General features: G+C 58.8%; 22 protein-coding genes. 12 read left to right on the forward strand and 10 right to left on the reverse strand.

Annotated features, from left to right (window positions below):
• Both NQ230_RS12845 and NQ230_RS12850 read right to left on the reverse strand, forming a co-directional pair.
• The gene (locus NQ230_RS12845) at nt 1-948 is read right to left on the reverse strand and encodes a zinc-dependent alcohol dehydrogenase family protein (protein WP_257257906.1); all 948 of its coding nucleotides are present in this window, start codon (nt 946-948) and stop codon (nt 1-3) included.
• A gap of 28 nt (nt 949-976) precedes the next feature.
• Nucleotides 977-2,002 (reverse strand): LLM class flavin-dependent oxidoreductase, encoded by a 1,026-nt coding sequence (locus tag NQ230_RS12850; protein ID WP_032657621.1) that lies wholly within the window; start codon nt 2,000-2,002, stop codon nt 977-979.
• Nucleotides 2,003-2,180: 178 nt separating this feature from the next.
• Here NQ230_RS12850 and yajD point away from each other — a divergent pair, with 178 nt between their 5' ends.
• Together yajD and NQ230_RS12860 are read left to right on the forward strand one after the other, a co-directional pair.
• Nucleotides 2,181-2,528 carry an HNH nuclease YajD gene (gene yajD, locus NQ230_RS12855; protein ID WP_003857471.1) on the forward strand — a complete coding sequence of 116 codons (348 nt, stop codon included), beginning with the start codon at nt 2,181-2,183 and terminating at the stop codon, nt 2,526-2,528.
• A 52-nt stretch (nt 2,529-2,580) separates the two neighbouring features.
• On the forward strand, nt 2,581-2,850 hold the full coding sequence (locus NQ230_RS12860; RefSeq protein WP_213328442.1) for a hypothetical protein: 270 nt from the start codon (nt 2,581-2,583) through the stop codon (nt 2,848-2,850).
• Between the two features lie 12 nt (nt 2,851-2,862).
• On the opposite strand, the gene NQ230_RS12865 is transcribed toward NQ230_RS12860, so the two are convergent.
• On the reverse strand, nt 2,863-3,648 hold the full coding sequence (locus NQ230_RS12865) for a MipA/OmpV family protein (protein WP_257257907.1): 786 nt from the start codon (nt 3,646-3,648) through the stop codon (nt 2,863-2,865).
• Between the two features lie 124 nt (nt 3,649-3,772).
• Between NQ230_RS12865 and NQ230_RS12870 the strand changes: the two genes are divergently transcribed.
• From NQ230_RS12870 to NQ230_RS12885, 4 genes are all read left to right on the forward strand, one after another.
• The gene (locus tag NQ230_RS12870) at nt 3,773-4,468 is read left to right on the forward strand and encodes a response regulator (RefSeq protein ID WP_159514012.1); all 696 of its coding nucleotides are present in this window, start codon (nt 3,773-3,775) and stop codon (nt 4,466-4,468) included.
• A complete protein-coding gene (locus NQ230_RS12875) occupies nt 4,465-5,661 on the forward strand; it encodes a sensor histidine kinase (RefSeq protein ID WP_159514011.1) in 1,197 nt (398 codons plus the stop codon). Before NQ230_RS12870 ends, NQ230_RS12875 begins: the two co-directional genes overlap by 4 nt.
• 78 nt (nt 5,662-5,739) lie before the next feature.
• Nucleotides 5,740-6,888: an efflux RND transporter periplasmic adaptor subunit gene (locus NQ230_RS12880; protein WP_257257908.1), complete on the forward strand. Its 1,149-nt coding sequence runs from the start codon at nt 5,740-5,742 to the stop codon at nt 6,886-6,888.
• On the forward strand, nt 6,885-9,962 hold the full coding sequence (locus tag NQ230_RS12885; RefSeq protein ID WP_257257909.1) for an efflux RND transporter permease subunit: 3,078 nt from the start codon (nt 6,885-6,887) through the stop codon (nt 9,960-9,962). Before NQ230_RS12880 ends, NQ230_RS12885 begins: the two co-directional genes overlap by 4 nt.
• A gap of 22 nt (nt 9,963-9,984) precedes the next feature.
• Here the strand turns inward: NQ230_RS12885 and NQ230_RS12890 are convergent, their stop codons facing one another.
• The gene (locus NQ230_RS12890) at nt 9,985-10,752 is read right to left on the reverse strand and encodes an arylamine N-acetyltransferase family protein (protein ID WP_257257910.1); all 768 of its coding nucleotides are present in this window, start codon (nt 10,750-10,752) and stop codon (nt 9,985-9,987) included.
• Between the two features lie 96 nt (nt 10,753-10,848).
• On the opposite strand from NQ230_RS12890, the gene NQ230_RS12895 reads away from it, so the two are divergent.
• On the forward strand, nt 10,849-12,303 hold the full coding sequence (locus NQ230_RS12895; RefSeq protein WP_257257911.1) for an aminotransferase-like domain-containing protein: 1,455 nt from the start codon (nt 10,849-10,851) through the stop codon (nt 12,301-12,303).
• Here the strand turns inward: NQ230_RS12895 and NQ230_RS12900 are convergent.
• The gene (locus tag NQ230_RS12900; protein WP_257257912.1) at nt 12,275-13,159 is read right to left on the reverse strand and encodes a LysR family transcriptional regulator; all 885 of its coding nucleotides are present in this window, start codon (nt 13,157-13,159) and stop codon (nt 12,275-12,277) included. The two genes, NQ230_RS12895 and NQ230_RS12900, sit on opposite strands and share 29 nt — an antisense overlap.
• A gap of 135 nt (nt 13,160-13,294) precedes the next feature.
• Here NQ230_RS12900 and NQ230_RS12905 point away from each other — a divergent pair, with 135 nt between their 5' ends.
• Nucleotides 13,295-14,275 carry an NAD(P)H-dependent flavin oxidoreductase gene (locus NQ230_RS12905; protein ID WP_159514005.1) on the forward strand — a complete coding sequence of 327 codons (981 nt, stop codon included), beginning with the start codon at nt 13,295-13,297 and terminating at the stop codon, nt 14,273-14,275.
• Nucleotides 14,276-14,316: 41 nt separating this feature from the next.
• On the opposite strand, the gene NQ230_RS12910 is transcribed toward NQ230_RS12905, so the two are convergent.
• On the reverse strand, nt 14,317-15,372 hold the full coding sequence (locus tag NQ230_RS12910; RefSeq protein WP_257257913.1) for an SDR family oxidoreductase: 1,056 nt from the start codon (nt 15,370-15,372) through the stop codon (nt 14,317-14,319).
• 97 nt (nt 15,373-15,469) lie between these two features.
• Between NQ230_RS12910 and NQ230_RS12915 the strand changes: the two genes are divergently transcribed.
• Together NQ230_RS12915 and NQ230_RS12920 are read left to right on the forward strand one after the other, a co-directional pair.
• Nucleotides 15,470-16,357, forward strand: a complete 888-nt coding sequence (locus NQ230_RS12915) for a LysR family transcriptional regulator (protein WP_257257914.1) — start codon at nt 15,470-15,472, stop codon at nt 16,355-16,357.
• Between the two features lie 82 nt (nt 16,358-16,439).
• Nucleotides 16,440-16,709 carry a hypothetical protein gene (locus NQ230_RS12920; RefSeq protein ID WP_048980445.1) on the forward strand — a complete coding sequence of 90 codons (270 nt, stop codon included), beginning with the start codon at nt 16,440-16,442 and terminating at the stop codon, nt 16,707-16,709.
• A 12-nt stretch (nt 16,710-16,721) separates the two neighbouring features.
• Here the strand turns inward: NQ230_RS12920 and umuC are convergent, their stop codons facing one another.
• On the reverse strand, nt 16,722-17,984 hold the full coding sequence (gene umuC / locus NQ230_RS12925) for a translesion error-prone DNA polymerase V subunit UmuC (protein ID WP_257257915.1): 1,263 nt from the start codon (nt 17,982-17,984) through the stop codon (nt 16,722-16,724).
• The gene (gene umuD / locus NQ230_RS12930; protein ID WP_193939791.1) at nt 17,968-18,402 is read right to left on the reverse strand and encodes a translesion error-prone DNA polymerase V autoproteolytic subunit; all 435 of its coding nucleotides are present in this window, start codon (nt 18,400-18,402) and stop codon (nt 17,968-17,970) included. The genes umuC and umuD overlap by 17 nt, the downstream gene beginning before the upstream one ends.
• 285 nt (nt 18,403-18,687) lie before the next feature.
• On the opposite strand from umuD, the gene NQ230_RS12935 reads away from it, so the two are divergent.
• Nucleotides 18,688-18,888, forward strand: coding sequence for a hypothetical protein (locus NQ230_RS12935; protein ID WP_023311485.1), 201 nt, complete (start codon nt 18,688-18,690; stop codon nt 18,886-18,888).
• A 45-nt stretch (nt 18,889-18,933) separates the two neighbouring features.
• Here the strand turns inward: NQ230_RS12935 and NQ230_RS12940 are convergent, their stop codons facing one another.
• On the reverse strand, nt 18,934-19,800 hold the full coding sequence (locus NQ230_RS12940; RefSeq protein ID WP_252031087.1) for an aldo/keto reductase family oxidoreductase: 867 nt from the start codon (nt 19,798-19,800) through the stop codon (nt 18,934-18,936).
• 143 nt (nt 19,801-19,943) lie between these two features.
• On the opposite strand from NQ230_RS12940, the gene tcp reads away from it, so the two are divergent.
• Entirely contained in the window at nt 19,944-21,605 is a 1,662-nt protein-coding gene (gene tcp, locus NQ230_RS12945) for a methyl-accepting chemotaxis citrate transducer (RefSeq protein WP_257257916.1), read from the forward strand.
• A gap of 27 nt (nt 21,606-21,632) precedes the next feature.
• On the opposite strand, the gene smrA is transcribed toward tcp, so the two are convergent.
• Entirely contained in the window at nt 21,633-22,196 is a 564-nt protein-coding gene (gene smrA / locus NQ230_RS12950; protein ID WP_257257917.1) for a DNA endonuclease SmrA, read from the reverse strand.
• Between the last annotated feature and the right edge of the window lie 249 nt (nt 22,197-22,445).

Below are 22,445 nucleotides of genomic sequence, written 5' to 3' on the forward strand. Positions count from 1 at the left end.
TCAGTCCACCATCGACAGGAGGGGCTTGCGGGTCCTTCCTCCTTCGCGATAAGCACCGATCGCCCTCTGCCATTCCGCCAGTGGAAAGATCGCGACGTCGCTGTACCCGCTGTTGGGCAAATTAAGCCAGATGCGGTCAAACTCCGCTCGCCACGCCTCGGCGCTGAGCGCGTCCAGACCGTTTCGGATATGGAACCACGCCACGCGCGGCGCTGGCCGTTGCTGTCTGAAGGTTTGCCCGGAGAGCAGCCCGTAGCAGACAAACATGCCCTGCTCGGGCATCGCGCTGAGGATCGCTTCCGCAAGCGGCCCGCCGGTGGCATCGTAGACGACGTCGGTACGCGCGGCGACGGAGCCAATCCGCTGGGCGTCATGCTGCGCGACGGGAATGATCCCCATCGCCTCCAGCCGTTCAGCGTGAACGGCGGAACGGTGGATCCCGTACACCGCCTCCGCTCCCGCCTGACGCGCCCACTGCCCCAGCAGAATGGCGCAATCCGACCCGGCCGCCGTGAGCAGCACCCGCTTTCCCTGAGGCGGATAGCGGGTAAGCATCATCTGCGCCGCCAGCGGGTTGATATAGGCCCGCGCGGCCAGACGTGCGTCAACAGCGTCCGGAACGGGGATGGCATACTCTGCCGGACAATCAACATAGCGCTGCCAGGTGCCTTGACCGCGCAGCGGCAGGACGCGTTTACCCAACAGATGCGCAAACGACGCGGGCGCGTCGGTGACAACGCCGACACCTTCATACCCCGCTACCGCCGGTAACGGGGTTCGGTGGCAGTAGGCGCCGGTAATGGGAATGAGATCGGACGCGTTCACCGGAGAAAACAGCATTTGCACGCGAAGGTGACCCGGCGCAAGCGCCCCCAGCGGCGCGGTTTCAGGTTGCAGAACGGTTTCTGGCTCGCCAAAACGGCGATACCAGAGGGCCAGGTTTTCCATTACGATCTCACGGCTGATAGCGGAACGACTACTCGCGCCAGCCCATTGCCGGTGCGACATGTTTGAGAATAGACTCAATCACGTGCGCATTATAATCCACACCCAGCTGGTTCGGCACGGTCAGTAATAACGTATCGGCTTCGGCAATCGCGTCGTCCTTTTTCAGCTGTTCGATCAGCTTGTCCGGCTCCGCCGCATAGCTGCGTCCGAAGATGGCGCGCGTTTTTTCATCAAGGTAACCCACGCTATCGCTGTCGTTACGGCTGGCACCGAAATACATCCGGTCGCGGTCGTCCATCAGCGCAAAAATACTGCGGCTGACCGACACCCGCGGCTGACGCGTGTGCCCTGCCTCTTTCCAGGCCTGACGGTACGCGCGGATCTGTTTTGCCTGCTGAATATGGAACGGCTCACCGGTTTCATCGTCCTTCAGGGTTGAGCTTTGCAGGTTCATTCCCAGCTTTGCGGCCCATACGGCCGTCGCATTTGAACCGGCTCCCCACCAGATACGCTCGCGCAGCCCTTCAGAATACGGCTCCAGGCGCAGCAGCCCCGGCGGATTCGGGAACATAGGCTGTGGGTTGGGTTTTGCAAACCCTTCACCGCGCAGCACCTCAAGCAGCACCTCGGTATGACGGCGCGCCATATCCGATTCGTCTTCCCCTTCCTGCGGGACATAGCCGAAGTGACGCCAGCCATCAATGACCTGCTCCGGCGAGCCGCGGCTGATGCCAAGCTGCAGACGACCGCCGGAAATCAGATCCGCAGCCCCCGCATCTTCGGCCATGTACATCGGATTTTCATAGCGCATATCAATCACGCCGGTCCCGATTTCGATAGTTTTCGTTTTTGCGCCTATTGCCGCCAGCAGCGGGAACGGCGAGCTAAGCTGTCGGGCGAAGTGGTGCACGCGGAAATACGCGCCGTCTGCCCCCAGCTCTTCAGCCGCCACGGCTAAATCGATGGACTGCAGCAGCGTGTCTGCCGCCGAGCGCGTGCCGGACTGCGGAGAAGGCGTCCAGTGACCAAAGGATAAAAACCCGATCTTTTTCATAACCATGTGTCCTGATAATGCATTGCGTTCTGTCCACTTTACGCATTACCCGGTAAGAATAAATGCCGTTTATTTAACGGAGTGATTCAAATAAATTGACAGAATTGAGCGGGGCGTCATTACGCGCCATAATGGGATATAATATCCCCCACTTTTTTCATGGCAGGTAAACCCGGCAATGGCTCTGATCCCTAAAAACTACGCGCGACTGGAAAGCGGCTATCGCGAGAAAGCATTAAAAATCTATCCCTGGGTCTGCGGACGCTGCTCGCGGGAGTTTGTCTATTCCAATCTGCGTGAACTCACGGTTCACCATATCGATCACGACCATACCAACAACCCGGAAGATGGCAGCAACTGGGAGCTGTTGTGCCTGTTTTGCCACGATCACGAGCATTCGAAATACACCGAAGCGGATCAGTACGGCACCACCGTGGTCGCAGGGGAAGACGCGCAAAAAGACGTGGGCGTCGCCACGTTTAACCCGTTTGCCGATTTAAAAGCGATGATGGATAAGAAGAAATAATCGTTCACCGCCCATACCTGCCGTATGGGCGGTCCAGGAAAGGATAAAGGCCATGGACACCCTCCGCTGCTACTGGGATATGTTTTATACCGCCTACGGTTTACTTTTCACGAGAATACTTAGCCTCATACTTCTGGTATGGCTGTGCCATGATTTGCTGCGCCGCCCAGGGAAAAACGCTGCTGATGCCGCTGGCCCGATCGCAGAAGCCGATGCCCGGGAGCGGTATCAATGGCGTTTTCAGCTGTGGTCATTGCGAACCGTACAAATCCTCTGCCTGCTATCACTTTTCTGGATGCTTATTAAGGGACTCTTTGCCTGACCCTGTCCCTGATTAAAATGTCCAGGTGATAGCGGCGGTTGCAGACCCTTCATTGCGCCGCATCACGATCGGGCTGTCATTCGCGCGATCGCCAAGCCAGGTATAGTCCGCGCTCAGCACCGTCCCCCAGTGGGCATCGAACTGATGGCTCCAGGTCAGACTGGTGTCGACGCCGTAAAATCCACCCGGCGCTGAATAGCGGCGATATCCGATGCGGCGGCTCTGCTGCTCGCTGACACCATACCAGGTATTCAGATAACGGCCGTCGCCAAACAGGGCCGCGGACTGAAAGGCGATCGTGTCCTGGTTATTTTGTACGGGGATTAGCGTCACGGAGGCCTGATAGCTGGCCCCCTGGCTGTCCGTTAACGGCAGCGTCGCTTTGCCTTCCACACTCAGCCAGGGCGCGGCCTGCCAGCCCACGGCAAGGCCGGTATTCAGGGTGGCATCAATGTCCCCCATCCCTTTCAGATTGTTTGCGCCCTCACGCCAGCCAGAATTTTTCTCAGCCCTTCCGAAGTCGTAGCCCAGCGTGTGTTCGAAATACCAACCGCTGTCGTTTTGCAGGTCATATCCCACCCCTTTTTGCGCATCAATAAAGAAAGCGCCTTTACGACCCTGCAGCACCGGAACCACCTGCCACACCTGCTTGTCTGAGCCTGAGTAACGCGGGGCATACTGTCCCCCAAGCCCGACGGTGAAGGAATCGGACGCGGAGCCATCATCCGCCTGCACGCCGGACGTCACGACCATCAGAAGCGGGACGGACATATACAGGACTTTTTTTATCGCTATCATACTGCTCTCCATACAGACGCTGGCGTCTCCTGATTCAGGGGCGGCCATACAATGTTGGCGCAGTATGATTTGGCTGAATCAATGAATCGTCGGGAAAGTGTTAAGAAATGGTCAAGGTGAACGGATGTTGTCCAGAAGAGTGCTGATTATTGAAGATGACGCCGATGCGGCTGGCGTGCTCGAAGCCTATTTACGGCGTGAAAATTACGACGTGACCATTACCGGAGACGGTCTTTCCGGGCTGGATATGGCGCAGCGGTGGAAGCCCGACCTCATCCTGCTGGATGTCATGCTGCCCGGGCTTAACGGCACCGAGGTGCTGGCTGGCCTGCGTCGTAAAAGCGATGTGCCGGTGATCATGGTCACGGCCATGGGGGATACCCCCGACCGCATTGGCGCCCTGCGGTACGGTGCCGATGATTACGTTGTGAAGCCTTATCATCCGGGGGAAGTGGTGGCTCGGGTGCAGGCGGTGCTGCGGCGCAGCCGTAAAAAAGAGGCTGACGAAGCGATCCTTCGCTGGCAAACGCTGGAGGTGGATGTCGCCGCCATTGTGGCGAGCGTGGATAACGGCGACGACGCGCCCGTGATGCTCGATCTTACGCCAACGGAATTCTCGCTTCTGGCAACGCTGCTGCGCTCTCCTGCGCACCCATTCTCCCGCCAGTATTTACTGGAACACTGTTTGCCGGAAAGCGAGGCGCTGGAGCGCGTGGTGGACACCCATATTTATAACCTGCGTAAAAAACTTGAGGCGGCGGGTATTTCCGGCGTGCTGATCAACGTTCGCGGCGTGGGTTACAGGTTCAGACAGCCATGATAAAAAACCGGCACTCCTCTCTGTGGCGCTGGATTTGCGCGCGCATCTTAGCGCTGGCCATCGGCAGCGTGATCGTCATTGCCACCTGCATGTGGCTACGCTATGCGGTGCAGAACTACTGGATAATGGGCAGGATGCCGTCGGCTGTCCGGCAGGAGTTTCTTACGCTCAGCCAGAACCCGCAGGCCAATCCGGCCCGCTTCCACACGATTGTGGACACCTGGTGGGGCCTGAGCTATTCCACACCGTCTATCGCCTCAGCCGACTGGGTCACGGTGGCCCTGCTGGTGCTGGTAATGATCCCGTTTATCGTGGTGATGGGGCTAAAACACGCCCGGCCGCTGGCGCTGCAGTTCAGCCGTCTTCGCGATGCGGCAAAGGATGTCGCCGACGGGCAGTTTGGCCGTCAGGCGGAACTTATCAAGGATGCGCCGGCGGAAATGGTCAGCTTTGCGGCCGACTTTAACTCCATGACGGGGCAACTCGCCCGCTATGAAAAAGAGCTCCGCGCCTCACACGTCGCGATGGCGCACGAGCTGCGCTCGCCCCTGACGGCCGCCATTGGGCGTCTGCAGGGCATGTTAGACGGCGTGTTTGATGCCAGCCCGGCGCAGCTGGGCATGGTGATGAAACAGCTCCAGCACCTCAACCGCCTCACCGATGAGCTCCACCTTCTCTCGTTGGCCGACGCGGGTAACCTTGTGCTGGAGGACCAGCCGTTCTGTCTGGATGAGCTGATTCAGGAGCGGGCTGCCTGGATTATGCCCCAGGCTGATGCGCATCATTTCCGGATAACGCTTCGTAACCCGCGCACCTGTCCCTTCAGAGGCGATGCGTTCCGTCTGGGCCAGGTTGTTACCATCCTCATGGAAAATGCGCTACGTTACGGACGCGATGGTGGCCATCTTGAGGTGGCGCTGCACTACGCCAGCGGGCATTACACCCTCGAATTTACCGATGACGGGCCGGGGGTATCGCCTCAGTTCCTACCGGAAATGTTTAAACGCTTTAGCCGCGAGGAGCAGTCCCGCGCGCGGCATTCCGGCGGCAGCGGCCTCGGTTTGTCCATCGCCCGGGCGATTTGTCAGGCGCATGGGGGTGAGATTAGCGCGTCGTTACCGGAAACCGGCGGCCTTGCCGTGCGCATTTTATTGCCCTGGCAACCGTCCGATAATGAAAATCTCCACTCTTGATAAAGCCTTGACAGAACATCGAATCTTTCTCGACTTAGCGCGCATTTAATAACGCCATTCCCTTTATGGAGCGCCGTTATGTCAGACGAATTTTTTTTCTCCCTCCGCCACTGCCTGCATCATATGTACGGCGTGGCGCGCACCCTTTCCTGGCTGCATTTTCTTCCCCTGGCCCTGCTTGCGCTGGCGATTTTTCCGCTGACCGGCTGCGGTGATAAACACGAGAATAAGCCCGACCCGGTCCGAACGGTACGCTACGTCGTGGTTGGCACCGCCCAAACCCTTCCCGCGCTGGAAAGAACCGGTGAGATCCATGCCCACGATGAAACGACCCTGAGCTTTCGCACCGGGGGCCGGATACTGACGCGTAGCGTCGATATTGGTGACAGTGTCACCGCCGGACAGCTGCTGGCCACGCTTGACAACACGACCGGGCAAAACCAGCTCGACGGCGCTGAGGCCGACTATGAAGGCGCCAAAGCCTCTGCGCAGGTCGCCGCGCTTAACGTCAGCCGAATGCAAAAGCTCATGCCAACGGGGGCGATAGCCCGCACGCAGCTCGACAGCGCCCGTGCGGACTGGCTTGTCGCCAGCGCGCGCTTAAAAAGCAGCGAGGCCGCGCGACGAAATGCACGCGAAAGCCTCGGCTGGACGCGCCTGATCGCGCCACAAGCGGGCGTCATCACGGCCGTGAACGCCTCTGCGGGACAGGTTGTCAGCGACGGTCAGTCCGTGCTGACGCTGGCGACCGCTGAAGCCCGCGACGTGGCGTTTGATATTGCCACTCCCGATGCGATCCCACCTCTGGACAAGGCGGTTTTGCAGGTTTCCCTCCTCAGCGACCCGTCGGTACAGGCGTCTGCCGTGCTGCGGGATATTACTCCGCAGGCCGATCCTCAGACCCGCACCTGGCGCGTCAGGGCCACCCTGCAAAACCCGCCCGCGGCCATGGCGCTGGGTGCCAGCGTGACCGTCACGTTGCCATCGTCAGCCCCGCACGGGTACCCCCTTCCCGCGTCGGCGCTGACCCGCATTGGCGACAAACCGGCCGTTTTTGTGATTACCCCGCAGTCTCGGGCGCAGCTGCGCGCGGTGGTACCCGCGAGCTATACGGCCTCCTCCGTCATGATTGCCTCCGGCCTTGAGCCCGGCGATCGGGTGATTACGGCGGGCGTGAGCACATTGCGGTCCGGCGAGCCGGTGATGGCCGGAGAGGTTCAGCCATGAACACAGGACAGGAAGCCAAATTTAATCTCTCCGCCTGGGCGCTGAAGAACCAGCAGATGGTCAGCTTTTTCATGCTGCTGGTGATTGCGATGGGCGTGTTCTGCTATGAGGAGCTGCCGCGTAACGAAGATCCGGCTTTCACCATCAAAACGGCCGTCGTCTCCGCGCAGTGGCCGGGAGCATCCGTGGCGGATACCACCCGCCTGCTGACCGATACGCTTGAAAAAAAGCTGCAGGAAACGCCCTGGCTGGACTATCTCGAAAGTGAAACCCGGGCCGGACGCACCGTTATCCACGTCAACCTCCGTGACGATACGCCCCCGCAAAGCGTGCCGGATATCTGGTATCAGGTTCGCAAAAAAATGCATGACATCGCGCCGTCCCTGCCTGAAGGGGTGCAGGGCCCTGCCGTGGACGACGAGTTTGACGACACGTTCGGCACAATTTATGCCTTTATTCCCGAAGGTTTCACCCTGCGAGAGGTGCGGGATCGCGCAGAGACAATTCGTCGCGAGCTGATGTCCCTGCCGGATATGGGCAAAACCACCCTGCTGGGCGAACAGCAGGAGCAATGGGTTCTCGCCTTTTCTCCGGCACGCCTGGCCGGGATGGGGCTCGATATTCAGGCGGTCGCCGACGCCCTCCGGGCGCAGAACGCGGTTGTTCCGGCAGGCACTCTGCGTACCGGACAGGATAACATGGCGATAAAGGTCAGCGGGGCGCTCACGACCGAAGAGAATTTACGGGCCGTCACGCTGCACGTGAACAATCGCTATATTCCGCTGACCGACATTGCCACCGTCACCCGGGAAATCGCCGAGCCGCCTGCCCCCGCTTACCGGGTAAACGGCAAACCGGCTATCGGGCTGGCGGTGTCGATGGCGCCAACGGGCAACATGCTGCGTTTCGGTGCTGCGCTGAACGCCAGAATGGCGGCCCTCAGCGCCGGGCTGCCGCACGGTATCGAGATGGTGAAAGTCGCCGATCAGTCAGCGGTGGTCAGCGACGCGGTAAGCGGGTTTATCCGGGTGCTTATCGAAGCCGTTATTATCGTGCTGGCGGTTTCATTTGTTTCACTGGGCTTACGGGCCGGACTGGTGGTGGCGACGGCCATCCCGCTGGTGCTCGCCATGACGTTTGCCGGGATGATGCTCGCAGGCATCGGCCTTCAGCGCATCTCGCTCGGGGCGCTGATCATTGCCCTGGGCCTGCTGGTGGATGACGCCATGATCGCCGTTGAAACGATGGTCTCCCGGCTGGAAGCGGGGGATTCCCGTCGGCATGCCGCCACCCATGCATTCAAAACGACGGCCTTCCCGATGCTCACCGGTACCCTGGTGATGATTGCCGGTTTTATTCCCGTTGGTTTTGCGGCCTCCAGCGCCGGTGAATACTGTTTTTCCCTGTTTGCGGTGGTGCTCATTGCCCTGCTCTGTTCCTGGGCTGTCGCGATCCTGTTTTCGCCGCTGACGGGCACGTGGCTGTTGCCGGAAAAAGTTAGACATCACGCGGCGGGACCCGGAAGGATCGCGCGCGGGTACGGACGGCTTTTACGCCTGGCACTGCGTCACCGGGTCGCTACCGTGCTGCTCGCCCTTTCCGCACTGGGGCTGTCCGTGTACGGCACGACGTTTATGCAGGGCGAGTTTTTCCCCGCTTCGGACCGGCCTGAGCTGCTGGTCAGCCTGACGCTTCCGGCCAACGCGTCGCAGCCGGAAACGTTAAGAGAGGTGGAAAAACTCGAAAAGGCGCTGGCTGGCAACGGCAACATCAATCGCTATTCGACGTACGTCGGGTCGGGCGCCATCCGTTTTTACCTGCCGATGGACGTGCTGCTGGAAAATGAAAACATCGCCCAGATGGTTGTGGTGGCTAAGGATCTTGAGGCGCGGGATCGTCTGCATGCGCAGCTCAACAGGATCCTGGCGACGCAGTTTAGCGACATCATCACACGCGTGTCGCCCCTTGAGCTGGGGCCGCCCGTCGGCTGGCCAATCAAATACCGGGTGAGCGGGCCGGATTATCTGCAGGTCCGGGCGTTTGCGAACCGTCTCACGGACGCGATTGGCCAGTCCCCTTACTCACGCGACGTTAACCAGACGGCCGGAGAGCCGGAGAGGGTCATAACCCTTGAGGTGAATCAGACGGCGGCCAGGGCGGCGGGAATATCATCCGAAAGCCTCGCTCGCACGCTAAACACCGTCTGGTCCGGCAGCGTTGTCACGTCCATCAGGGATAACGACCGCCTTGTTGACGTGGTGCTCCGGGCCACGGACGATGAACGTCACAGCACCGCCACCCTCTCCTCGCTCACGATTCAGGGGAATGACGGTAAAAAAATTCCGCTCAGCGCCGTCGCAACGCCGGTCTGGGGCGTGGACGATCCGGTCATCTGGCGTCGCCAGCGCGTGCCCTTTATCACGGTGCAAACGGATCTTGCTCCGGGGCTGAAGGCTGAAGCGGTATCCGCGGCGCTGCGTCCGGCGGTCGATAAACTGCGCGCGAGCCTGCCGGCAGGTTACAGCATTGAAGAAGGCGGCGCGGTTGCCGAATCGGATAAGGGGAACAGCTCCGTCTTTACCGTTCTTCCGGTGACGCTGGTCATCATGCTGTTGCTGCTGATGCTTCAGCTGCGGCGATATTCCCGTATGCTGCTGACACTCCTGATGGCCCCGTTTGGTTTACCGGGGATCGTGCTGGCTATGCTGCCCGGTGGAACGCCGATGGGGTTTGTCGCGCTGCTGGGCGTCATCGCCCTGGCGGGGATGATCGTGCGAAACGCGGTGATATTGATTAGCGAGGTTGACAGCAATCTTGCTCAGGGGATGGCAAACGATGCCGCAATCAGGGCGGCTGCGGAACACCGGGCCAGACCCATCTGTCTGACCGCCTGCGCCGCCATTCTGGGCATGATCCCCATTTCTCACCAGGTCTTCTGGGGCCCGATGGCCTATGCCATTATCGGCGGACTGCTGGTTGCGACGCTGGTGACGCTGACCGTGTTACCCGCGTCGTTTAGCCTGCTGCTACAGTGGGGCGCTCAGCGCAACGCCACAGAAGACGGACAGCGCTGAGGCCCCACCGTTTCCCGGCAGATTACGCCTCGGTCAGCGCAAAACGGTTTTTCAGGACATGGCGGATTTCCTCCTCCGCCAGCTGCCGCGTTTCAGTGCCGTTCGCCGTGATGGTTTTCAGCACATCGCCCAGTAAAATCTGGCGCCCTTCCGGGCTGTGCTGCACCACCACCCGCTTCTGCACAAAGATGGCATCCGGGTGCGTGGAGTTAAGGTAGTTGGCCGGGACGAAATCAATCCATTCCTGAGGCGTGAGATCAAAGCCGTATTGCCGGGCCCATTCTCCCTCAACCTTCGCCTCAAGCAGATATTCGCCCTCCGCGCTGCGGCTTAGCCGAAACGTGTCGAAATCCTGCGTGATTTCCACATTAAGCGTGTCCAGCGCCATCGGCGCGCGAATGCCGTAGCTGCCAAACCCGAGATCGCAGAGCCACTGTCGGCTATCTACCTCAGCGATGAGCGCCATATGGGTTTTCGGCCGCCGCGCGGGGTAGAACATCGGGCGCGCCGCCACGAAGCGGTAAGGTATTCCTAACGCCTCCAGCGCCATGGCAAAAAGCCCGTTCACCTCGTAGCAGTAGCCGCCGCGCCCCTGCGTTAAGACCTTATCGGCAATGTCGTCTGGTGCCAGCGAGACAATTTTACCCGCCTGCACGTCCAGATTCTCAAAGGGAACGGAAAAGAGCTGATGACGCATCAGCGCATGCAGGGTGGCCGTATCGGCAGCCGCCGGTCCGGTGTAGTTTATGCGTTTGAAATAGGTGGAAATGTTGAAATTATCGCTGTGCATAATGCCTCCTTGTCCTGAACATGTCGGACACTATAGATGGCGCGCATCATTGGCTGTATAGTCAGTTTTATCGAAAATTAGCCTGAACAGATACCCATGTCTGCCCCGTCCCAGTCGTCCCCACACTATCGCCGAATTGCCGAGATGCTGCGCCTCACGCTCACGTCTGGCGCGCTGCGCGTCGGTGACAGGATGATCTCCGCACGCAAACTGGCCGAGCGCGAGCACGTTAGCCTTCCGACGGCGCTGGAGGCCCTTCGCTGCCTGGAGGCTGAAGGGCTGATCGTTGCGCGCCCGCGTTCAGGTTATTACATCCGCCAGACCAGCCTGCCACCGCGCGTAGAGCCCGCGCGTTCCTCACCAGGCCCGGTCCCCGTCACCCTGTCCGCCGTGGCCCGGTCGCTGTTCAGCAGTGCAGAAGCCAGGCTGATCCCGCTGGGCGCCGCCCTGCCCGATCCCGCGTGGCTGCCGGGAGACGCGCTGCAGCGGGCATTGCACTCTGCGGGCCGTCGTCTGGACGCGCATGGACAGAGCTACAGCCTGCCTCCGGGAAGGGGGGATTTGCGAAGTAAGATTGCCGCCCGTTCTGCACAGTGGGGAGCCCGGTTCGGCGCGGACGATCTCATTATTACCGCAGGCGCGACGCAGGCGCTGCGCCTGGCCCTTCGGGCCGTGTGCCAGCCGGGCGATGTCGTGGCGATTGAGCAGCCAGCCTACTTTGGCACGCTTCTGCTGCTGGAGGATTTAAGCCTGAAGGCCTTAGCGATCCCCACCGACCCTGTCGACGGCCTGCTGCTGGAACCGCTGGCGGACGCCATTCGCTGCCACCGCCCTGCTGCCGTTCTGGCCTCGCCCACCGTGCAAAACCCGTTGGGTGCCAGCATGCCCGTCGCCCGCAAGCAGGAGCTGGTTGCCCTGCTTGAAGAGGCGGGAATTCCTTTGATTGAGGACGATGTTTACGGTGACCTGGTCGGCGAGGGGCAACGTCCTCCGGCCTGCAAGGCGTTCGACCAGAGCGGGAATGTGATTTACTGCAGTTCTCTGTCTAAAACGCTTGCGCCGGGCTGGCGAATCGGCTGGATTGCCGCCGGACGCTACCACCCGCAGGTCTTACAGGCCCGCATGGCCGGAGACTGGGCCGGTACGCCGCTGCTGGAAGCCGCGGCGAGCGAGATGCTGGCAAGCGGCGACTACGATCGCCACCTGCGGCGGCTAAAGCGCCGGGTCGCAGAGGGTGTTTTAGCCGTCGTCGCACAAGTCGAGGCCAGTTTCCCACCCGGTACGCGCGTTAGCGTACCCGCAGCCGGTTTCCTGCTGTGGGTAGAACTGCCTCAGCAGGTCAACGCGCTGGAGGTGCACCGTCGCGCGCTGGCGCTGGGCATTGGCGTCAGCCCTGGTCCCCTGTTTTCCCCGGCCGCGGAGTTAACGCACTTTCTGCGGCTGAACTGCGCAAACGAACCTACGCCCCGCCTGCTGAACGCCGTGGACCAGATTGGCGCGCTGTGTCACGAGCTGGCTGTTTTCACACCAGACTCTCCAGCCACTCGGTAAAGACCCGCACCTTGCGGGAGAGATGACGGTGTGGATAGAGCAGTGACAGATTGCGGTCCGGCGAGCGATAGTCTGGCAAGACTTCAACCAGAAGGCCGCGGTCAATGTAAGGCTGAAGAAAAAGATTCATCCCCTGCATTAACCCCAGCCCGGCAAGGCCTGCCGCGATGTAGGCCTCGGAGTTATCCACGACAAGCTTACCGGGAAGTTTAATCTCCGCGACGCCTTCCGGCGTGGTAAACGTCCACGGATGAATTTGTCTGCTGCGGTTATTAATCCAGTTGATGGCCTGATGTTGCCGTAAATCATCCGGCGTTTCTGGCGTACCGTGTTTTGCCAGCCAGGCCGGGCTGGCGCAGGTCGTGATTTTGATGTTCCCGATTTTACGCGCGATATACTCGCCGTCCTCCAGCTCTCCCACCCGCAGCACGCAGTCCAGGCCATCCCGCAGCATATCCCGACGGCGGTCAGAGCTGCTCAGAATGATGTCGATCTCAGGATGCTGACGATAAAAATCAGGCAGATTGGGGATGACCCGCAGCGTGGCAATAGAGACCGGCATATCCACACGCAGCTGACCGTGTATTGCCCGGTCCGTACCAAACGACTCCAGTAATTCGTCCGCCTGCGCCAGCAGGGGTTTACTCCGGCGGTAAAACGCTTCCCCATCCGGCGTCAGGCTAATCCGACGCGTTGTGCGCTGCAGTAGCCGCGTGCCGCTGTGCTGCTCCAGAAGCTGTAACGCTTTGGTGACCGCCGGACGATGGATCTGCAGATTCTCCGCTGCCTGGGTAAGGCTGCCTGACTCGACAATTTCAATAAAAATTCGAATAGCTTCAAAGAGGTTTATTTGCATAAGGGACGCTTTTGCCGCGAGCAGGATAAAATGATTGTTACTAATTTTATAACAGTGATGAATCTTTTTGGCTATTTTTCCTAACAATCCTGCGCCATACACTCTTCCCCATTCAAACGTAAGGAAGAGTCTGCTATGAAAAATAACCGTATTTGTCAGATCCTGGGTATCGAAAAACCTGTTATTCAGGGGCCGTTATCCTGGCTCACGGATGCCCGTTTAGTCGCTGCGGTCAGCAATGCCGGAGGGCTCGGCGTGCTGGGGCCCAATGCCGGTTTAACCGCCGACACCGCGGTGTCCACGCCGGAAGAGACCGCCGAAAAAATGCGCGAAGAAATTCGTAAAACCAAACGGCTGACCGAAAAGCCCTTTGGCGTGAACCTGATCCCCACGGCCGTTAATGACGTCTGGACAGGGCCGATCCTTCAGGTGGTGAAAGACGAAGGCGTCAGGGTCGTGGTGTATACGGGCTATGGGGAAGGCAGCATTATTCCCGCACTGTTCAGCGAGTTAAAGGAGGCGGGTATCGCCATTATCTACCGCGACATCAACCCAACGCCGGAGAACACCCGCCTCGCGGAAGAAATGGGGGCTGACATTATCGTCGCCACCGGTTTTGATGAGGGCGGAACGTTACCCGCAACGGTGCTTGGCACCTTTTCCATCGTGCCGCTGATTGCCGATGCCGTGAAGCACGTCCCGGTGATGGCCGCGGGCGGCATTACCGATAATCGCACCGCCAGAGCGGCGCATGCATTGGGTGCGGAAGGCGTGTTTGCCGGGTCGGTCTTTATCAGCACGGAAGAAAGCCGCGTGCCGCAGGGGGTCAAAGAGAAAATTGTTGCCGCCAACGGCCTCGATTTGCTGCTTTTCCGCACCGTGCCCCACTACTACCGCTCTCTTCCCGGCAAGCTGGCGGAAAAACTGGCGGCGATGGATAAAGCAGGCGCAAGTAACGAAGCGCTGGGCAAGGCGATGGGAGGATTACGGGGCCTGCGTCTTGGCATGCTGGAAGATAACACCGATGAAGGCTATATCGCGCTCGGCACGGGGATTGGAAACATCCGCAGCGTGAAAAGCGTGGCCGAGGTTGTTAATGCGTTAACGGTTGAGTAAGTGCCCCGGCGTCCTGGCCTGCACCAGGACGCCCAGGTTCATCAGGGAATAATCCGTGCGGCTCTCAGCTGCGCGAACAGGCTGAAAAACATCTCATCAGTCGCCTGCATTTGCGTAAAACCCGCCCTGCGCAGCTTGCTCCCGTCACCGAACATGTCGTAATCCCAGCTAAAGACAAAATCGGCAAACCGCCCGTCGCTCAGCTGCAGAATATCCGCTTCCACCAGCCGCGCTTCGGCAAGCTCGCGCCATACCCCGCGATAGTCGTTAAACAGCTGATGAAATGACAACCTCACCGGCGGCGCAGAGTCCAGTTCAAACCAGCGTGCAATGCGCGGCCACAGTTCGCTCCAGCGCCAGACATCGCCATTGTTTACGTTGAAGGCCTGATTCTGTGCCGCAGGTGACGTGGCGGCCCACAGGGTTGCCTCGGCCAGCAGCCCGGCGTCGGTATGGTCAACGATGCTGAGCCAGGCCTGTTCCGAACCGGGAAAACGCAGCGGTAAACCCAGCACCTTGCACAGGGAGGCGTACAGGGCGATGCTCAGCGCAAGGTTCATGGTATTGCCCGATACCGCACTCCCCACCACGCCCGGCCTGATGGCATTCCAGTGCCAGCCTTTCCCCCGCTGAAACTGGCTGAGCCACGTGAGTTGCGCGGCGTTAAATTCGACACCCGGTACGCCGGGATCGCTTTCCCGCGCCGGGGTTTTAAACGGCCCAAGATGTGCACCATAAACTTTATACCCCTGCATCAGGCTTACCGTCTGCAAAGGCGCCGTTTTTTCGTGGGTGCTGACCAGATTACGCAGCATGGTGACGTTCGGCTCAACCATGTCCGTCCAGTTCGCCGCGTTCGCCCAGGCGCTGTAAAAGATATGGGTGACACCGTTCAGGGCGTGCAGCGCCCGCGCGGTGTCCTGCGCATCCAGTAAATCGACGTTCACCACGGGAATGCCGTCCGGGTGGGCTACCGCGTGGCGACTGAGGCCGATCACCTCCCACTGATGGTGCAGAAGGGTGTTGACCAGCTGCCTGCCGACAATGCCGCTGGCGCCCGCGACCAGGGCGACGTTGTGTTGCTGCATCTTATTCATGGTGTTTCTCCGTAAAGGGTGACAGACGCAGTGTGATCTATTATTTTTTTTGGAGATATCCCCTGAAACCGATGGCACTTATAAGCAGAATCATTAAATGAATAATAAGCTCACTGCCATTTACACCTTTCTACGCGTCGCTGAAGCGGGCTCGTTTTCGGCGGCCGCCCGTCAGACCGGTATTAAGCAGTCCGCCGTCAGTCAACAGATCGCGGCGCTTGAGGAATCACTGGGTGTGGTACTGCTGCACCGTACGACGCGTACGATGAAGCTGACCGAACAGGGTGAACGTTACCGGCGAGATATGCAGCTCGTGCTGGATGCCATGGGGGAAGCGGAGAGGCGTTTACATCCTGTCGACCCTGGCGTTCAGGGACGCGTCCATGTCCAGCTACCGAGCGGCCTGGGGCAAATTTTTTTGCCGCATCTGCTGGCGCTACAGCGCCTTCATCCCGAACTGCAGCTCAAGATTTCCCTGGATGACCGCCTTGCCGATCTGGTGACGGAGGGCGTGGATGTCGCGATACGGCTGGGCAGTGAGCCTCCGCAGGCGCACGCGGCTCGCGTGCTGGCGCGTATTGAAGCCGCGCTGTTTGCCGCTCCCGGTTTTCAGGCGGTACACGCCGTCAGCGAGCTGGCAACGCTGCCACACGTACGGTTCAGCGCTATTCCACTGGATGCCCCCCTGCGCCTGATTGCTGACGAGGAAACGGTCGAGGTCAACGTGAATACCGTTTTCCGTGCCAACACCAGCGACGCGCTGCTGCAGGCGCTGGAGTCAGGCATCGGTATCGGCGGCATGCAGCGACCGCTCGTGGCCAGGGCGCTGCAGGCGGGCACGCTGGTACCGGTGCTGCCCCACTGGCGGTTACCCGATCGCTTCCTCTATGCCGTTTATCCTGACGCACGCTTTATTCCGCAGCGCGTCAGAAAGGTCGTCAGCGTGATTGAGAAGTTACTGCCTGAAATAATAAAGAAAAACTGATTGTTTCCGCCGTAAATCACGTGCATTTTTTACCCGCAAGGAATAGAGTGTTTTTACCGTATCCCCTCTTTCTGGAGCACGTATGCCGGATTACTGTTTTTTCCAAAAAGGCCCGAACCTCATTGCGATCGAGAGCGCAAACACCGATGCGGCCGCTCAGCTCATCGCTCAGGGGTTTGAAAAACAGTTTGAGGAGATCGGCGCTGCGGATGAAAAAGAGGCGCTTACCCGCCTTGCGGATATCCGTAAAAATAATGAGATCGATCGCCATAACTTCCTGGCCGGAGCGGGCGAAATGCCGCTGATCGGCGCGCTGGCGGCTGCGGCAACCTGGTTGGTGCAAAAGAAATAACGCAACCATCCTCTACTTCGCCACCGGCAAATCGGCGTACCGCGTCGTATAGGCCGGTGACAGCATCTCACGCTTCATCGCCCAGGATTTCTCAATACCCTGCCCGGCGAACCATATCTTCCCTTTACCGGAATGATTTACGCTGTCCATCATCGCCATCAGCGCCGCGCTGTTGGCGCGCAGACGATTATCGTCAAACAAATTCAGCTGGGCGACGCCGCTGCTGAAAAAGTCCGCCAGCATGACCCCGGCTTTCATATAGCGATATCCGTCGAGCCATATACGCCCCAGCGCCTCCGTGGCGGCGCGGATGATATCACGCGAGTCATTGGTGGGCGTCATCAGGGTGACAGAAGCCTGATTGCCGTAATAAATTTCGTTGTCCGCGTGCGGGCTGGTGCGCACAAACACGCTGATAAAACGACAGTATTGATGCTCGCCGCGCAGTTTTTCCGCAGCGCGTTCCGCGTAGGCGCAAATGGCCTGGTGCATCTCCTCGTACTGCGTAATACGGTGTCCAAACGAACGGCTACAGATAATTTGCTGCTTCGTGGGGGTGAACTCTTCCAGATCAAGACAGGGCTCACCGCGAAGCTCGCGGGCCGTCCGTTCCAGTACCACGTTGAAATGTTTGCGAATGACCCAGGACGACGCTTCCGCCAGCTCCAGCGCCGTGGTAATGCCCATCGCGTTCAGTTTTTTCGTGATGCGCCGCCCTACCCCCCACACCTCCTCTACCGGAACCTTTGCCAGCAGCTTACGCTGCCGCTCGTGGCCTGAGAGATCGACCACGCCGCCCGTGCTGGCCCAGCGTTTCGCCGCATAGTTGGCCAGCTTCGCCAGCGTTTTGGTCGGGGCAATACCGACGCCAACGGTTAAGCCCGTATTTTTAAAGACCTGCGTGCGCATCTGGTGACCGAACGCTTCCAGAGACAGGCAGTGACTGACCCCTGAAACGTTCACGAACGCCTCATCAATGGAGTAAATCTCTATTGCCGGGGCGAGATCGGTCAGCGTCTGCATGACCCGACTGCTGAGATCGGCATACAGCGCATAGTTCGAGCTAAAGACGTAAACCCGCGACGGGTATAGCTTTTCTTTGAATTTAAAATACGGCTCCCCCATTTTTATGCCGAACTGCTTTGCCTCCCGCGACAGTGAAATAATGCAGCCGTCGTTATTGGACACCACCACGATGGGTTTCCCCTCCAGATCGGGGCGGAATACCCGCTCGCAGGAGGCATAGAAGCTATTCACATCAACCAGCGCGAACATGTTTATGCGTTTTGAGCGTGTGGGTGACGACGCCGAAGATCTGCAGCTCCTCTTCGGACTGAAAGGTAATCGGCTGATAGCGGGCATTATGCGCCAGAAGTCTCAGAACCGGACGGGTCTGTAGCTCTTTCACCGTAAACTCACCGGCGACCGACGCCACGACAATATCCCCATGTTCGGCATTTAACGAACGATCGACCACCAGCAGATCGCCGTCGCCGATCCCCGCCCCAATCATGGAGTCTCCACTCACCTTGATAAAATAGGTCGCACTGGGGTGCCTTACTGCCAGCCGGTTAAGATCGAGACGATCCTCCACATAATCCTGCGCCGGGCTGGGAAACCCACAGGCAACACGTTCTAAAAATAAAGGTAATTCAATGATTTGTTTTGGTTGATAAGAAAAGAGAGTGTCCATAATGCCTTTCTCGCCAGATACTGTATATAAATACAGTATTACGGATTATGGACAAGGATCAAGGTCATTTCCGGAGGCGAACCCAAACGCGTTGAAGTTTGAGCGGTTTTAATTAAGCAACATCGCCTGCGTTAACAGGCCTGACAGTATAAGTCATATAAAAGTCATTTGGTTTATGACTTACAAAAATAACATCACTACGCAATAACTACATATTGACTTTAAAGTCAGATAAAAGCATATTTTACGGCACGAATTAACAAGACTTACTGGAGAATATTTTCCATGCCAGCCCGTGACTATCCAGACAAGCGTGTTGCACGCGGTCTGGCAAAGGAGGCCGATCTCAGGATGCTGAGCGCCCGCATCGATCCCGACCTGATGGAGTACATCAGAACCACCGCCTTTGAGACGCGTAAAAGTAAGCAAGAGATTGTGGCGGAAGCGTTAGCGCTCCACAGGCAGAAAAGTCAGACAGGAGCCTAAGCGCGCAAAGCCGGAAGTCCCCTTCGGGCTTTGCGCATATTACGTTTAATCTATCAGCGAATTCAGCGTTTCCAGCGCTTCAGGCGGCAACCGCAGCTCCCCCGCCGCGAGGTTTTGCCGCAGATGCGCCACGGAAGAGGTGCCAGGGATCAGCAGAATATTCGGGGAACGCTGCAGCAGCCATGCCAGCGCTACCTGCATTGGCGTTGCGCCCAGTGAATCCGCGACGGCCTTCAGCCCGGAAGATTGCAGTGGCGTAAAGCCGCCCAGCGGGAAGAACGGCACATACGCAATCCCCTGCTGCGCAAGCAGATCCACCAGCGCGTCATCCCCCCGGTTCACAATGTTGTACATGTTCTGCACGCACACCACCGGGACCATCTTCTGCGCTTCCGCGACTTGGGTGGCCGTGACGTTGCTCAGGCCAATATGCCGCACCAGCCCCTGCTGCTGTAATTCGGCCAGGGTGGAGAGCGGTTCAGCAATTGACCCTTCCGCTGGCCCGTGCGCGCTAAACATGATCCGCAGATTCACCACGTCCAGCACGTCCAGCTGCAGATTACGCAGGTTGTCATGCACCGCCTGGGTCAGTTCCTGCGCGGAAAAGGCCGGCAGCCAGGCGCCTTTGTCGTCGCGACGGGCGCCAATCTTGGTGACAAGCGTCAGATCGTCCCGGTACGGGTGAAGCGCCTCGCGGATCAGCTGGTTAGTAACATGGGGACCATAAAAATCACTGGTATCAATGTGGTTCACCCCCGCCGCCACCGCTTCGCGCAGCACGTCCAGCGCGGCCTGCTTGTCCTTCGGTGGACCAAAGACGCCCGGCCCGGCGAGCTGCATCGCACCGTAGCCCAGTCGTTTAACCGTCCGCGTCCCGAGCGCGTACGTCCCGCTTTTATCAATGCTGCTCATGTTAACCTTCCTCATAAAAATGATCCGGATTTACAACAGGTTCCCTCAAAGAACCTTTAGTTAAGCGCGAGTTAATTAAAGTTTAAATTCTCTACGACGATAGTAATGAAGTACCCCTGCATCTTCTCTAACGGACGACCGCTATGCTGAAAAATCTGCACGTGATTACCGGTATTATCTTTGCCCTCACCATATTCTGTCTGCTGCAAGTTGTCACGGGAGGGTTGTTCTACTCTGCCGTCAGTAACGATCGCCATAACTTCCAGAACTCCGGCGTGCTCAATGCCCAGCAGGAAAGCCTGAGCGACAGCGTGAACACGCTGGTGAAAACGCGCGTCACCGTCACCCGCGTGGCGATCCGCTATCTGAAAAACCAGCGCGACCCGGCTTCCCTTGCGGCGATCAATAAGCTGCTTGGCACCGCAGCCGACTCGCTGGCAAAAGCCGAAGCCTATAACAAAGAGTGGCAGAAACTGCCGCAGGTTAAGGGCCAGGAGGCGGCATTAACCGACGAGATGCAGAAGTCCTGGAACCAGATGCACGAGGTGATGCGCTTATCGATTGAGTATCTGCGTGCCGACAACTATCAGGCCTATGGCGATCTGGACGCGCAGCAGGCGCAGGACGAGATGGAAGCGGTCTATAACCGCTGGCGCGCCGAAAACAACACCCTGCTGAAGGCCGCAACCGAAGAGAACCAGAGCAGCTTCACGCAGATGCAGTGGACGCTGGCGGCGATTCTGCTCGCCGTTATCGCGGTTCTGGTGGTCATCTGGCAGGGTTTACAGCACCTGCTGTTAAAACCACTCCACTCCATTATGAACCATATTCGCGCCATTGCAGGGGGCGACTTGACGCAGGATATCGCCATCTCTGGCCGCAACGAGATGGGGCAGCTGGCCACCGGCCTGCATGAGATGCAGCAGTCGCTGGTGACCACCGTCAGCGCCGTACGTGGAAGTACCGACTCCATCTACACCGGTGCAGGCGAAATTGCCGCAGGAAGCAACGATCTTTCCGCCCGCACCGAGCAGCAGGCCGCCTCGCTGGAAGAGACCGCCGCCAGCATGGAAGAGCTGACCGCGACCGTGAAGCAGAACTCCGATAACGCCCGTCAGGCCACGCTGCTGGCGAAAAACGCCTCTGAAACGGCCGCGCGCGGCGGTCACGTCGTGGATAACGTGGTTCGCACCATGAACGAAATCGCCGACAGTTCGCAGCAAATCGCGCATATTACCGGCGTGATTGACAGCATCGCGTTCCAGACCAACATTCTGGCGCTTAACGCAGCGGTGGAAGCGGCGCGCGCCGGGGAACAGGGGCGCGGTTTTGCGGTTGTTGCAGGCGAAGTCCGTACGCTGGCGAGCCGCAGCGCGCAGGCGGCGAAAGAGATCAAAGGGCTTATTGAGAACTCCGTCAGCCGGGTGAATACCGGTTCTGAGCAGGTCAGCGAGGCTGGCACCACCATGAAGGAAATTGTCGCCGCCGTCACCCGCGTGACCGATATCATGGGTGAGATTTCATCTGCCTCTGACGAGCAGAGCCGCGGTATTGAGCAGGTGAGCCTGGCCGTTTCGCAGATGGATAGCGTGACGCAGCAAAACGCCGCGCTGGTGCAGGAGTCCGCCACGGCGGCTGCGGCACTGGAAGATCAGTCCGAGCAGCTGCGCCAGGCGGTAGCGGCGTTTCGCCTGAACGGCAAAGAAAAAGCGGTCGCCCCACGCCCGGCCAGTCTGAAAACGCCACAGCTGCTGCGCCCGGCAACTACAGCCGCCTCCACCGACAGCAACTGGGAAACGTTCTGAGTCTCAGGCGGGCGAGCATATCGCCCGCTAGCGGCTGCGCTTGGCGTGCCGCTCCCAGTTTTCCTGTTTTGCTTCATCGGATTTTCGCAGTGAAACATAGCATGCCCCGCTGCCGCCGTGATGCGGCAGCGCCACGCAGAAAGCCTGCACTTCCTCAAACTCGGTTAACCAGCGCGCCAGATAGCTGCGCACCACATTGGGATGCGAATTCTGCTCGCGCCCTTTCCCGTGAATGATAATCAGATTGCGTAACCCGTCTCGTCCGGCCTGGCGGATAAAAGAATAGAGCATCTGACGGCAGCGTTCCGCTGGCTGACGCAGGAGGTTTAAGCTGGCCTGGCGGGCGTATTTACCCGAGCGCAGCTTATCGATAACGCCCTGCTGTACCCCTTCGCGCTGGAACGCCAGCGGCTCCTCCAGGGGAAGCACGTCAAGAAAATCCAGCGTCAGGAAGTTATCCAGCTGTTCGCTATTCACCTCCCCGCGCGCCCGCGTATTGCGGCTGGGCTGCCAGTGAATATCCGCGCAGCGCTTCAGGGGCTGGACATCTTCCATGGCGTCAAGAAAAAATGATTTGTCGTCAGGGTTCATGGACATCCTCCGGCTACATCTGAGGACTGTACTATACCTGCGCCAGAGACCGGCCTCAATCACCGTTACAGGGCGATGCGTGGCAATATTATTAACCTGATGAATATATATAGTAATTATTAAATAAACTTAAATCAGACTTAACTAAAATTTCAGCAAAGGTAAAATACGTGATTTGTGTTAAAATTTCATTAAATCAATCACTCGCCTGCCTTTCATTTTTCGGGAAAAGTGTTATACCTAAATATA

This window comes from Enterobacter asburiae (assembly GCF_024599655.1).
GTDB lineage: Bacteria > Pseudomonadota > Gammaproteobacteria > Enterobacterales > Enterobacteriaceae > Enterobacter > Enterobacter asburiae_D.

Coding starts and splice junctions, on each gene's coding strand:
- yajD (WP_003857471.1), top strand. CDS start 2,181: ATGGCTCTGATCCCTAAAAACTACGCGCGACTGGAAAGCGGCTATCGC.
- NQ230_RS12880 (WP_257257908.1), top strand. CDS start 5,740: ATGTCAGACGAATTTTTTTTCTCCCTCCGCCACTGCCTGCATCATATG.
- NQ230_RS12860 (WP_213328442.1), top strand. CDS start 2,581: ATGGACACCCTCCGCTGCTACTGGGATATGTTTTATACCGCCTACGGT.
- NQ230_RS12910 (WP_257257913.1), bottom strand. CDS start 15,372: ATGAATAAGATGCAGCAACACAACGTCGCCCTGGTCGCGGGCGCCAGC.
- NQ230_RS12865 (WP_257257907.1), bottom strand. CDS start 3,648: ATGATAGCGATAAAAAAAGTCCTGTATATGTCCGTCCCGCTTCTGATG.
- NQ230_RS12890 (WP_257257910.1), bottom strand. CDS start 10,752: ATGCACAGCGATAATTTCAACATTTCCACCTATTTCAAACGCATAAAC.
- NQ230_RS12920 (WP_048980445.1), top strand. CDS start 16,440: ATGCCGGATTACTGTTTTTTCCAAAAAGGCCCGAACCTCATTGCGATC.
- NQ230_RS12915 (WP_257257914.1), top strand. CDS start 15,470: ATGAATAATAAGCTCACTGCCATTTACACCTTTCTACGCGTCGCTGAA.
- umuD (WP_193939791.1), bottom strand. CDS start 18,402: ATGGACACTCTCTTTTCTTATCAACCAAAACAAATCATTGAATTACCT.
- NQ230_RS12875 (WP_159514011.1), top strand. CDS start 4,465: ATGATAAAAAACCGGCACTCCTCTCTGTGGCGCTGGATTTGCGCGCGC.
- NQ230_RS12885 (WP_257257909.1), top strand. CDS start 6,885: ATGAACACAGGACAGGAAGCCAAATTTAATCTCTCCGCCTGGGCGCTG.
- NQ230_RS12940 (WP_252031087.1), bottom strand. CDS start 19,800: ATGAGCAGCATTGATAAAAGCGGGACGTACGCGCTCGGGACGCGGACG.
- NQ230_RS12850 (WP_032657621.1), bottom strand. CDS start 2,002: ATGAAAAAGATCGGGTTTTTATCCTTTGGTCACTGGACGCCTTCTCCG.
- NQ230_RS12905 (WP_159514005.1), top strand. CDS start 13,295: ATGAAAAATAACCGTATTTGTCAGATCCTGGGTATCGAAAAACCTGTT.
- smrA (WP_257257917.1), bottom strand. CDS start 22,196: ATGAACCCTGACGACAAATCATTTTTTCTTGACGCCATGGAAGATGTC.
- NQ230_RS12870 (WP_159514012.1), top strand. CDS start 3,773: ATGTTGTCCAGAAGAGTGCTGATTATTGAAGATGACGCCGATGCGGCT.
- NQ230_RS12895 (WP_257257911.1), top strand. CDS start 10,849: ATGTCTGCCCCGTCCCAGTCGTCCCCACACTATCGCCGAATTGCCGAG.
- NQ230_RS12845 (WP_257257906.1), bottom strand. CDS start 948: ATGGAAAACCTGGCCCTCTGGTATCGCCGTTTTGGCGAGCCAGAAACC.
- umuC (WP_257257915.1), bottom strand. CDS start 17,984: ATGTTCGCGCTGGTTGATGTGAATAGCTTCTATGCCTCCTGCGAGCGG.
- tcp (WP_257257916.1), top strand. CDS start 19,944: ATGCTGAAAAATCTGCACGTGATTACCGGTATTATCTTTGCCCTCACC.
- NQ230_RS12935 (WP_023311485.1), top strand. CDS start 18,688: ATGCCAGCCCGTGACTATCCAGACAAGCGTGTTGCACGCGGTCTGGCA.
- NQ230_RS12900 (WP_257257912.1), bottom strand. CDS start 13,159: ATGCAAATAAACCTCTTTGAAGCTATTCGAATTTTTATTGAAATTGTC.